A 12,395-nucleotide genomic window follows, 5' to 3' on the forward strand; every position below is an offset into this window, starting at 1 on the left:
TTTAAACATGTTGAAGAATGTAACTGTCGGTACTGCAACTGCGGCCCCGGGCGCCAAGGCGAAAGGCGTTATCGAGGTTGCGCCACTCGCGACCGGGGAGATGGTGACGTTGCCGGTCCATATCATCAACGGCGCAAAAGATGGCCCGCGTCTGTGGGTCAACGCTGCCATTCACGGCAATGAATTTAACGGTGTCATCTCTGCCCTGCGTCTGGTTGACAAGCTCAATCCGGCAGAACTGTCTGGTGTGGTGATCATCACCCCGATCAGCAACCCGCTGGCCTTTTTTGCCAAGACCCGCTTCACGCCGCACGATGGCGGTAATCTGGGTGAAAGCTATCCTGGCAAACCGGTCGGTCCGATCACCAAGCAGATCGCCTACCACCATTTAAACGAGATCAAGCGGAATGCAGATTACCTCATAGACCTGCATGCGTCTGGCGTCACCAATTGCTCCAAATCCTACTCCGTCCTGAAATATGCCGGACATCCGGCGACTGAAAAGCGTGCGCTGGAACTTTTGCTGGCAAATGGCATCCATCTCAATTGCAGTGTCGATACGCTCGGCAAGAATGACGAGCCGGTACCTTTGACCGGTTCACTCGACATGGAATGTATGGCGCTGGGTATTCCATCCTTTATGCTCGAACTGGGCCATGCCAACCGAGTTGAAGAAGAGATTGTGCAGAGCGGTCTTTTTGGGCTGGAAAACAGCATGCGCCATCTGGGTATGGTCGATGGTGAGGTAACGGTTTTTGCCGACCAGATCATCACTACAGAACGGTTTATCGTTCGTTGCACTGAAAGTGGACTGGCTGTCCAGGCCTGCAAACCGCATGATTATGTCAATGCCGGTGATATCCTGACGCGTATCTACGACAGTTTCGGTACGTTACTGGAAGAAGTGCGGGCTGAAAAGGACATGCACATTATCAGCCTCAAGGAAGACTGCGTCGCAACCTCCGGCGACCGTGTGGTGTTTGGCGCTGCTTAATGGCGCGAAAGTTCTCGCCGCGAACTGTAATAACACGGAGAGCCCGGGTGATTGGCCGGGCTTTGCGTGAACCGCACCAGCGGAAGCTGAAATTCTAGCGGAGGGTAATTTCGCTGGAGAGCTGAAAACCGACACCATGGATAACATGGATGGGCAGTTCGGCACCGCTTTCGCGCACTTTTACGCGCAATCGCTGCAAGACGGCGTCCAGACTGCGGGTGTCCGCAAGCGTCTGATATCCCATGGCGAGACCGAGTTCGTGGCGGCCAATGATCCGCTTACTGTCTTCTGCCAATTTTGAAAGCAATGTCGCCTCACGGCCAGACAGTTTGATGACCGTGCCCTGCGGAGAGGTGAGCCGCTGGCCGACTCGGTCTATCGACCACTTGCCGGTAGGCCGGGCAGGTTGTGCATTCTTGTCGCTCTGGCGAAGCCGGTCCGCCAGATTTTTGATGGCAAACACCAGTTCATCGCCATCAACCGGTTTTGTCAGGTAGAGATTTGCGCCTTCTGAGTAGCCGCGAAGTTTATCGTCCCGCAATGTGCGGGCGGTCAGCATGATGATGCCAATATTGGTTGTCTTCTTCAGGCGCTGCGCTATCTCAAATCCACTGGTATCCGGCAGATTGACGTCGAGTATGGCGACGTCAAAATCCTCCGTGCCCAATGCCAGGTCAAATTCCTTGCCGTTTCCCACGGCTGTGACGGCAAAGGTGTTCAACCGCAGAAAATCAGTCAATCCCTGCTTCAGATCAAGGTCGTCTTCCACGAGTATGACTCGGACCGGCCCATTTCCGCTTTGACGCGTGGCATGAGTTGGTGGGGTAGATACTGGGGGCATTGAACTGACTTTTGACTGTGCATTACGGGCTGTGGTGAGCGCGTGTGATAATCACGCGGCGAGTGCTCCAATCGAAACCGATGGATTGGGCGCATATTTATTTGACTGATAATTCACGCCAAAACGGGCAAAACAATGGTCGCTTCAGTGCCACCGTCTTTACCGCTTGAAAGTGAAAAGCGTCCCGCATGGGCGTCTGCGGTACGTTTGACAAGTGACAGGCCAACGCCTGTTCCTTCGATGTGAGCAGAATTTGTGCCTCGTGTGTGGTTCTCGATCAGGTCTTCAACGACTTCTGCTTCGATACCTATTCCTTTATCCCTAACCCGGAAATGCACAGTCTCGTTATCCCTGAAAACGTCCAGCCAAACCTGTGTTGATCCAACCGGGGCGGAAAACTTGAATGCGTTTTCGAGCAGGTTGATAATTGCCAATTTCAACATCTCGCTATCGGCGCGAATGAATGCCTGTTCGACGTCCGGGGCGATTGAAACATTCAAGGTAACGCCGTGCAGCAAGTCACGCGCACTTATGACCGCGCTCATGGCGGCATTGCTGACGCTGATCTCTGACAGTGCTGGCTGAAAGGCTGAGCCTTGCAGTTTGCTTCTGGTGAGATTGACTTCTAAAACCTCGACCAGCCTCGCAACGCCGGAGTGGGCGCGGTCCAGTCTCTGCCGATTGGCCTCATCGTCTTTTGGCAAGGTCAGACCAATGCTTTGCAGGTTGGTTCTGATCACGCCGAGCGGCGTACGATACTGGTGGGAAATGACTTCCATGAACCGGACTTGCTGTTCCTGTGCCTGCAGTTCGGCGCAGAGTGCCTGTTCGGCCACCCGTTTTGCTTCCACCAGCTCCCCCGTTCTTTCGCGAACAAGATCATTGGCATGGTGTTCGGCGGCACTTGCTGCTTCCAAAGCACGGCGATCGGCATTGCGAGCAGCTGTTTCTGCGTTGCGCAACCGGACCGCCAGCGAGCCGGTTAAGAGTGTAAAGTGGGTTATGCTGGTTGCGGCATAAGAGCCTGCCACCCAGCTGGGGAGTGAGAGAATGCCATACCGCTGGCTGTTCGTCGCAATCAAACCTGCCCAAAGCAGGCCGAATGCCGCGGAGTTAAGGCCAGTTTGTGCATTGGGTTGCCGAAGGAAATCGATAAGGGCGACCGACATGGCCATTGTGGTGAGGACCAAGATGACCGGTCCGGCCAACAGCACAAAAAAGCGGTTTACCCCGAAAAGCACGCAGAAAACACCGACAATGCCGACAATAGCTGCGAAGCGGAAATAGAGATCGATCTTCGGGTAACGTGGGTCGAGGTCCAGAATGGCCCTTATCGATAGCGCACCAGCGGTCAGCCCAAACCAGGAGGATGTACTCGACAGGTAGTCGTTACCGAGGCCACCATTGTCGAAAAACAGCAGTCGCGCCATGCCGAGCGCGCCAAAATAGGTCGAACTGACAGCCAGAATGTCCAGCATCAGGAAAATGTAAAACTTCTTTCTGTCGAAGTAGAAAAAGAACAGCTGGATAACCAGCAGCACGCCCATGCCACCAAACCACATACCACGAACGAGGTTCTGGACGATGGATCTGTAGTCATAATAGCTGGGTGATAGCAGTTCCGCCGAGACGTTGAGGCTGGCGTCCTTGTTGTGCGCCCGGATGTAAATGATCCGCGTCTGGTCTGGAAATAACTCTAGAGGCAAGACGTTTGCCGACGTATTGAAGTTGGCATTCAGGCGTGGCGAATGATCGCCCATCTCAAAGCGGTCGAAATCCGCCTCCCGCATTCCGGGCTTTTCAACGCCGACATAAACTTCCAACTCGTCGGTAAAGTTCGGCATGATCGACAGAAGAATATCCTGCGGTCGCTTCACGCCTGCTGGCAGTGTCACGGCAAATCGCAACCAGGCGGAGGTGCGCACAAAACCGAGATTGACGTCATGGCCTTCAATAGGCGCGAACAATGCCTGGTGTTGCAACATATCCTGCAACGTCAGTTTTTCGTTCTTGACGAGTGCGACGTCGATAAAGCCATCCAAAGGCACGGAACCATAGAGGTCAGCAGGAACTTGCTGAATGCGTATGCCGTCCGAAGTCTCGCCCGCGAGCAGAGAGGTGGCGCTGATAATCAACGCTGTCAGCGCGGACAAGAGAAGTTTTGTTATCGACACGAACTGCAAGGCCTGTTCATTTGATGGTTCTGTCCGATCTGTGCCTGTGACGGCACAATGCGAATGTTTTCGCGTCGCTCGGTACGGTGATGTTGTCAAGCACAAGTGGTGAGTGAGGTGCGAAATTTGCCACTTCTGCGGGACATGCCTGTGGATGCCCTCATAAGAAAAGAGCGGCGGAAAACCGCCGCTCTGAGTTTTTTATTGCGATATCAGAACTTCACGCGAAGCTTTGCGTTGGCACCGTGATCGTATGCGTTTGAGCCGATCTGTCCGTTATAGGTGAAGCTGAGTGTCGATGCCGGGGTGATGGTCAAGTCCACACCTGCCTCGAGCAGTGCCGCATTGCGGTCAACTGGCGTGCTGGTCACGGAGAAGCTGTCACCCGTGGCAAAACGAGCCGAGGATACCGGGTCTACGTCACCAAAGGCATGCATCCAGCCGATGGTGCCGCGTGCCACCGATGCTACACCGGCAATATCCAGATCTGTAGATGCACGCAGACCGACAGTGGTGAAGGTCGTGTTCATCGAGGAATCGTCAACCGTCAGCGCAGCCGTGCCGCCTGTTTCGGTAAAGCCATCCGTTCTGGTGCGAGAATGCGCCAAGGCTGCAAAAGGCTCCAGTGCAGACTTGCCGACGTCAAGACGGTAGGCCAGTTCGCCATAGGCATTGAAGCTGCTGCCGTCATAGTCGCCGGACAATGTCTGGCCAAGCGCCGTGATGGTACGGCTCGTATCAACATTGTGCCAGGTGTAATTCAGGCCAGTGCGGAATGCGACCGGACCCCACTTCGTACCAGCGTAACCGCCAAGGTGGTAGTTGGTGCTGGCGCCGTTGCTGCTGTCCGTGTCGAAGAATGACCGGCTGTAGCCGCCGAGCACACCAACACGCCAGTCGCTACCGACCATCATGTCGCCACCGAAGATCACGCCGCCATTGGCCGTATCCGTATCGGAACCGCCGTCAACGCCGCTGACCTTACCCCAGGAACCAAAACCGTTGACCCAAGTGGCGAAACGATCGGTATCGAAGGCTTCCTTGGGCTCGAAAGCAGCAAAACGTTCGTCCGTTGCTGTTTTCTTCTCTTCAGCATAACCGAGTGCCATCGAAGAAGGTGCCGCAACACCGTCAGTCACGGCGCGAACACGGCTGTTCAGGGCGGTGTTTACGGCGCGGTTCGTCTGGGTGAAGGCACCTTGTGCCGTCGCATAAACATCACCGGAAAGCTGCTGGTAAGCCTGCAGAGCTTCGTCTTCGCTCAACTCCAAAAGGTCGTTGTAAAGCTTCAACGAAGCGCTATCTGGTGTCTGGTCCAGACTGTCGAGTGCGCCTGCGAGCGACTTCTGATTGCCCGTTCGTGCAACCCTGCTGAATGGGTTCGGGTTGGTGCCGGTGTTGCCGGAACCCTTCACCGAGACATTCAAGTACGCATTGTAGTCGTCATATGACGTGGTGATATCCAGAAACGCCGAAGACGTATTGATGAGCTCGCTGAACTTGCCAGTGAGACCGCCGTCTGCGTTGAGGATGGTGTATTTTTGGGTCTGCTGGTAGCTCGTTGCATCGTCCAACGACGTCACCTTAACATCGGCGCCGTCGTAGATCGATGCTGTGCCGGTAACTTTTGTCAAATCGCTCGATGCGTGACTTAAATCGACAGCATATGTGGATCCGTCTTTCAGCGTCAGGTCGCCATTGATCGTCAATGTGCCGATTTGGTTGTGGAAAGGGGCTCCGAAAGTCGCCATTCGGCTGTAGATAACGGTGTTCAAGCCGCCTGGAGAAAGGATACCGCCATCTGTGACGGTTGTTGAGCCGATGGTTCCTGTACCGCCGATGGTTCCGCCATTGCTGGCTTTGACTGTACCGCCGAGGACATTACTGACCAGCAGTTCGCCGCCTTTGACAGTGGTGGTGCCGGAAAAACGTGCGTTGTCACCAGACAAGGTTGTGACGCCAGCAAGTTGCCTTATGTTACCGTTCCCGTTGATATCAGGTGCAAAAGTGTAATTGCTGCCGGTGTGATTGAAAACGATAGTGCCTGTCTGTGTATTCGGGCCGAATTTGATGGAATCTGTCTTCAAGGTGCCAGCCGCAGCTGCGATTTCCGTTTCTGCCGCACCGATGTTCAGTGTTCCTGTAGTACCATCTCCGTAAGCGATGTAGGTCGTGCCATCATAGCGACCATTTTGCATCTGCGTGCCGACTGTGACCACGGCGTCGTCACTGATGGTAAGGGTGCCGTCACCGAAAAAACCAATGTATAATTTTTCGCTGTTATTCCACACGGATTCGGAACCAGTGACGTTGACTTTGCCGGTGCTGCCGGAGAAACGCCCGATGTGTGCCTCGGCATTATATACGACGCCACCTTGTTCAATATTGAGGATGCCTTTGCCTTCGAAACCGACGTCAAGAATGCCGGGCATGACCCACTGAGAGCCATGACCTATGATGTTGGCTGTACCGACACGATTTTCCCGATCGCCAATAATGCCGTCTGTGCTTTCTGCAAGCCCTCCATACATGACGTTGAGGGTACCATTGGCGGCCACCAGTGCGCCAGTGTTTGTCCATATTGATCCTGGGCCAAATATATTCACTGTACCTGTTGAGGTATCGGAAGCGCCAATTGTGCCTATGTTGTTTTTTACAACGCCACCGTTTTCGATGAGGAGATGGCCGTTACCCTTAAAGCCAACAAACAGCATATTGGAGGTTTCCCAGCTCGTTCCGCTTCCTGTAACGTTAACAGAGCCTGTGTCTCCGAAGGAATGCCCAATGTAGCCCTCGAAATTGGTGAGTTGTGCGCCATTCGAAATAATGAGATCCCCATCACCTTCCTTCGCTACATATACCTCCCCGATGACGTCGGTGTTTTCCGTCACGAAGTTTATGCCGTTGTATATTTCGTCTGCCCAAGCGAAATTGGATGCCGTCAACAGCATCGTTGAGGCAAGTAATGCGTTGCGGCTGATTTTCGCTACCTTATTAAACCGCCGGCCTATGTTGACTGGCGTCATTGAATTCTCATGCATGTCTGCCCCCGCAGAAAAGACATTGAAGGCACTTTGCCTGCAATGAGCGATATGTTCGCGCTATGCATGAGATTCTAGACAAGCCACTGAAAAACTATAACTTTTTTATTCGTGACAATTGTTACGATATGTAACGATACGCAAGAGAAAGCGTGTCGGCGCAGCCACAGAGAATATTCTAATATTGGCCTGCAGGGCGGTAAATGAGGTGCGACCGCACTTCACCACCTGATTTATGCAGCCGTTACGCTCGATGATTCGCGACGTGATAATCGCAAAAATAAAGCCCGTATTGGCGCGGTAGAAAATGCCAGTTGAGTTACCGCTAATGAAAGCGCTTCAGATATCTGAGAGTGCCTTCAGATTGGATCTTTTGGCGAGGTGGAGGGTGTTGAACTTTCGCGTACAACGATACGCGGTGTTACAACAAAGTGCTCCGCAGTATTCCGGCCGTTGATGCGTTCGATCAACAGTCGCGTTGCCTGAAGGCCAAGCTGTTCTCCTGATTGGTCGATGCTGGTCAACCTGTTCTGAGCAAAGTCACAAAACATCGTGTTGTCATAACCAACCACGGCAAGGTCCTCAGGGATCGACAGGCCAAGCTCTCTGGCGACGCTGATGACGCCCAAAGCGATGAGATCGGTCCAACAGAAGATGGCGTCGGGGCGCTGTGACGCTGTCAACATGCGGCGTGCGGTCAACTGCACGTCGCGAAGCGTCTGCGAGGAGTGTACGATGTTGATATATTTTCCAAGGCCGGCTTCCATCATGCCACGACGGTATCCAACCTCGCGTTGTGTCAGAATGGTGGAGGTGCTGGAAATAAGGCTGAGCATCGCAATCTTGCGATAACCGTTTGCGGCCAGATGCTTGACGACAATCATCGCGCCTTGCTGATCGTGATTGTTGACCGTGTCAAACCCCTGAGCCTCCGGGTCATGATGTCCGATGGCGACGAGAGGCTTGCGTATTGCGATATTGTTCAGATTCTCCCGGTCTTCAGTCGAACCGATCATCAACAGGCCGTCCATCTGGCGGTCGATCATCGATTCCACCATCGCCAGTTCCGTTTCGATCGACGAATGGCTGATGCCGATCATCGCTCGATATTGCGTTCGCTCAAGTGCGGTATTTACGCCGGTCATGATGTCGGCAAAAAACGGATTTCTGATATCGGGCAGCAGCAAACCGATCGTGTAGGTCTGTCCACGCATGCCACGTGCGGCTGCAAGTGGCCGATACCCAAGCTTGTTCATTGATGCCCGGACATTGGCGCGCAACGCGTCGGATACACCATAGGCATCGCGCAGGACTTTTGAAACTGCGGCCACAGAAACACCAGCGTCTTCAGCGACTTCCCGGATTGTTACCCGGCCGCCACGTGTTCCTTTTTCACCCACAAATGTACCTTTCAATCGTGCCGTTTGCATGCCTAACAAAAGCCTTTCAACAGGCTGGGGCAATGTCTTTTCACTCTATCGGAACAAATTGGGTTGCCAAACGGAAAAAAGTGTAGAACGATATACGTAGAACATTCTACATGAATGATTGCAGCTGGATTTGAGGGAGGACGGCATGCACGACAAAGTGTCAACGCACGCCCGGAGAGACAATTCAATCACCAATTACCCGTGGACAGCGCCAATGGTACGGCCACTTGCGGATAAGGGAGAGGGAACGCCTGCCTCCTTCCTGCAGAAGAGTTTTGTTCTGGAAAATAAGACCGGGAAAGAGGTTCTTCGCATCAGTGCCCTAGGGCTGTATCGGGTCTTCATCAATGGTCAGCGTGTTGGTAACGACCTGCTGACCCCCGGTTGGACAACCTACGACAAGCGCCTGTCTTACCAGACCTATGAGGTCAGCGATCTGCTGGTGGCTGGCGAAAACACCATCACCATATGGCTGGCGGATGGCTGGCTGCGCTCGCCACTGATGTGGGGCAAACATCGCTTGACCAACACCTGGGGTAGCCAGATCGCGGCGATTGCAGAGTTGCGAGCTGGCGAGGGTGATGCCGGTCTGCTGCTTACCACTGATGCATCCTGGCAGAGTGGCACTTTGCCGGTTGTCAAATCGGGTATCTATTTCGGCGAGGCATTTGATGCGCGCGTTCAGCCGAAAGTGACGGCTGGCTCCGAGGTTGTGGCGTTCGACCCATCAATCCTTGTGGCACATGAAACCACGCCGGTGCGTGAAATGACGCCGATTGCGCCGCTCAAAAGCTGGACGGATGCGGAAGGTCGCACCGTGCATGATTTTGGCCAGAATGTTGGTGGTTACGTTGCCTATACGGTTAGCGGCGATGCGGGTGACAGCGTCCGTGTCGAGCATGCTGAAGTGCTGGACAAGGACGGCAATTTCTACAACGTGAATTACCGCACGGCAGAATCTCACACCATTTACACGCTGGCTGGCAAGGGCGCCGAACAATACCGGCCGCACTTCACCTTCCACGGTTTCCGTTATGCCCGCATCACGACAACCGGTAATGCGAAGATCTCAGACGTTTACTCCGTTCCTATCAGCTCGGTTACCGAGCAGAAGGCCAGCTTCACCTCTGGCAATGCGCTGGTAAACAGGCTGGTTCTCAACACTGTGTGGAGCCAGCGCGGCAACTTCATCGAAGTGCCAACCGATTGCCCGCAACGTGATGAACGCCTCGGCTGGACGGGGGATGCCCAAGTCTTCGCAGGCACTGCGCTCTATCTGGCGGATGCCCATGATTTCCTTGCCAAATATGTACGCGATATCATGGCGGACCAGCGTGAAGACGGTTCTGTGCCGCATGTGGTGCCGGATCCGACACGCCAGCAGCCAGAGTTTTATCCGGGCTTTTATGGTTCGACCGGCTGGGGTGATGCCATTGCTGTTATTCCGTGGCAACTCTACCTCCATTACGGCGACAGGGACATTCTTGCCGAGGCACTGCCAGCGATGATCCGCTGGGTCGATTTTGTCTGGTCGATCAGCGATGGTCCGATTGTTTCGCCGCCACGTCAGTGGGGTGCCCGGGGCTTTTCGTTTGGTGACTGGCTACAGCCATCTGGACCTTCGGCAAAACCGCTGCCAACGATTGGCGATGACGCCGCAGCAACGCTTTATCTCTACATCACCGCAAATCTGGTGTCGCAAATCGCGTCCATAACCGGTGATGCTGCCGTGGCACAACGGCTCGCTGATATGGCAGCTCAGGTCAAGACCGCCTTCCAGCGTGAGTTCATCACCACCTCCGGCCGTCTGGCCTATGATGACCAGACGTCCTATGCGCTGGCGATCGTTCATGACCTTATTCCAGACGAGCATCTGGAAGCGGCCAAGGGCTATTTCAAGGCGACGATTGCTCGTTCCGAGGGACGTATCGGCACAGGTTTCATCGGCACGCCTGCGCTGTTGCCAGCTTTGCTGAAGATTGGCGAGGTGGGACTGGCTGCGGATGTGTTCCTGCAGGAAAATGTGCCCGGTTGGCTCTATCAGGTAAAGATGGGCGCAACGACGATCTGGGAGCGGTGGGACGCGGTCCAGGCGGATGGCACAATCTATAACCCACAGATGAACTCGTACAATCACTATGCCTACGGCGCTGTTTGCCAGTGGTTGTTTGAGGCTGTTGCCGGCTTCCGCCCGGATGCCGCCGAGCCCGGTTTTGCCACCATTGTCTTTGAACCAACCATCATTCCAGATCTGTCTCCGGTTCAGGCAAGCCACCAGTCTCCACGCGGTTTGATCTCTGCCGGATGGTCCGTTAATGGCAACACTGCGCTTTATGAGGTTGAAGTGCCACAAGGTGCACGCGGCGTGTTGAAACTTGCCGATGATTACACCGACGTGACCGTTGACGGCGCCACCTTTACCGGTCGCGATCTGGCGCCGGGCAAACATTCCATCAGCTTTAAATTCATTCCGCCGGTGCGGGCGGTCAAAGAGGACTTCATGATTAACGCCCGTACGCCGTAAGGCGAAGGGCAAAGGCGTCAGCAGGCCTGCGGAGGGGTGGGCCAACAGGGAGGAAACCAATGCTGAAGACCCATAGAAGACATGCCTTGATTGGTTTTGCTGCCGGTCTATTGACCATGACGGTGCTGTCCGGCCCTGTCATGGCAAAGAGCACGGTGACCATGCTCATCGACAATGGCCCGAATACCGTGGCTCTGGCGGAAGCATTGGTGAAGGCATTTGAGCTGAAAAACCCGGATATCACCATTGATATCGAAACGCGGCCCGGCGGTGGTGAGGGAGACAACATCGTCAAAACCCGGCTGGCGACCGGGCAGATGACGGATATTTTCTATTATAATTCCGGATCGCTGCTACAGGCGCTGGCGCCGCAGCAGACCTTGATGGATTTGAGCCAAGAACCGTTCATGGCAAACGTTTCTGACAGCTTCAAACAGGTTGTAAGCGTTGGAGATGCTGTCTTTGGCGTGCCGATCAGTCCGGCGGAAGCGGGGGGCATTTTCTATAACCGTGATATTTACGCGGAACTTGGTCTTGATGTCCCCAAAACATGGGCCGAATTCATGGCCAACAATGAAAAGATCAAGGCAGCTGGCAAGACCGCGCTTATCCAGACCTACGGTGACCCTTGGACCAGCCAGCTTTTTGTTCTCGCTGACTTTTTCAACGTGCAGAAGGCGGCACCCGATTTTGCAACGCAGTTTACTGCAGGCGTTGCCAAATTTGCCAAGACACCAGCAGCAACACAAAGCTTCGAAAGGCTGAAGCAGGTTCATGATGCGAATATCATGAACGAAGATTTTGGTGCGGCGACCTACAATGACGGCCTGCGTATGCTGGTCAATGGCGAGGGCGCTCATTACCCGATGCTGACCTTTGCCATACCGGCCCTTTCAGACAATTACCCCGAATTGCTCGACAAGGTGGGATTTTTTGCCCAGCCGGGCGATGATGCAGCCAATAATGGTTTGACCACCTGGATGCCGGGCGGATTCTACATTCCCCAGACATCCGCAAATCCTGACCTTGCCAAACAGTTCATGGCCTTTGTCGCCAGCACCGATGGCTGCAAGGTTCTGGAAGATACCGTCGGTATCAACGGTCCCTTCCTGATCAAGGGATGCGAGCTGCCGGAAAAGGTAGCGCCAGTGGTTGCTGACCTGCTGCCATATTTTGCCGAAGGCGGCCAGAACGCACCCGCACTGGAATTCCTCTCCCCCGTCAAAGGCCCGATCCTCGAACAGCTGACTGTCGAGGTCGGCTCAGGCATTCGCGAGCCAGCGGATGCCGCCGCACGATATGACGAAGATGCGCGCAAACAGGCACAGCAGCTGGGCCTTCCGGGCTGGTGAGCCGATACCATACAATACAGTCCAATATGGAAAGCAGGA

At 54.4% G+C, this 12,395-nt stretch carries 7 protein-coding genes; 3 read left to right on the forward strand and 4 right to left on the reverse strand.

The genetic code is table 11. The annotated features are described in order from the left end of the window. The first annotated feature begins 7 nt into the window (after nt 1-7). A complete protein-coding gene (locus M2418_RS19710; protein WP_259148706.1) occupies nt 8-994 on the forward strand; it encodes a M14 family metallopeptidase in 987 nt (328 codons plus the stop codon). Nucleotides 995-1,088: 94 nt separating this feature from the next. On the opposite strand, the gene M2418_RS19715 is transcribed toward M2418_RS19710, so the two are convergent. The 4 genes from M2418_RS19715 to M2418_RS19730 all read right to left on the reverse strand — a co-directional run bounded on the left by M2418_RS19715 (nt 1,089) and on the right by M2418_RS19730 (nt 8,480). Then, nucleotides 1,089-1,763 carry a response regulator transcription factor gene (locus tag M2418_RS19715; RefSeq protein ID WP_259148707.1) on the reverse strand — a complete coding sequence of 225 codons (675 nt, stop codon included), beginning with the start codon at nt 1,761-1,763 and terminating at the stop codon, nt 1,089-1,091. A 185-nt stretch (nt 1,764-1,948) separates the two neighbouring features. Beyond that, complete coding sequence (locus M2418_RS19720) at nt 1,949-3,988, reverse strand: ATP-binding protein (protein WP_259148708.1); 2,040 nt, start codon at nt 3,986-3,988, stop codon at nt 1,949-1,951. A gap of 233 nt (nt 3,989-4,221) precedes the next feature. Then, entirely contained in the window at nt 4,222-7,035 is a 2,814-nt protein-coding gene (locus M2418_RS19725) for an autotransporter domain-containing protein (RefSeq protein ID WP_259148709.1), read from the reverse strand. A 374-nt stretch (nt 7,036-7,409) separates the two neighbouring features. Continuing rightward, nucleotides 7,410-8,480, reverse strand: a complete 1,071-nt coding sequence (locus M2418_RS19730) for a LacI family DNA-binding transcriptional regulator (RefSeq protein ID WP_259148710.1) — start codon at nt 8,478-8,480, stop codon at nt 7,410-7,412. A gap of 145 nt (nt 8,481-8,625) precedes the next feature. On the opposite strand from M2418_RS19730, the gene M2418_RS19735 reads away from it, so the two are divergent. Both M2418_RS19735 and M2418_RS19740 read left to right on the forward strand, forming a co-directional pair. After that, nucleotides 8,626-11,004 (forward strand): alpha-L-rhamnosidase, encoded by a 2,379-nt coding sequence (locus tag M2418_RS19735; RefSeq protein WP_259148711.1) that lies wholly within the window; start codon nt 8,626-8,628, stop codon nt 11,002-11,004. A gap of 59 nt (nt 11,005-11,063) precedes the next feature. Next, nucleotides 11,064-12,356 carry an ABC transporter substrate-binding protein gene (locus tag M2418_RS19740; RefSeq protein ID WP_405049453.1) on the forward strand — a complete coding sequence of 431 codons (1,293 nt, stop codon included), beginning with the start codon at nt 11,064-11,066 and terminating at the stop codon, nt 12,354-12,356. Nucleotides 12,357-12,395: the final 39 nt, after the last annotated feature.

The sequence above is a fragment of the Rhizobium sp. BIGb0125 genome, assembly GCF_024810055.1.
Classification (GTDB): Bacteria; Pseudomonadota; Alphaproteobacteria; order Rhizobiales; family Rhizobiaceae; genus Agrobacterium.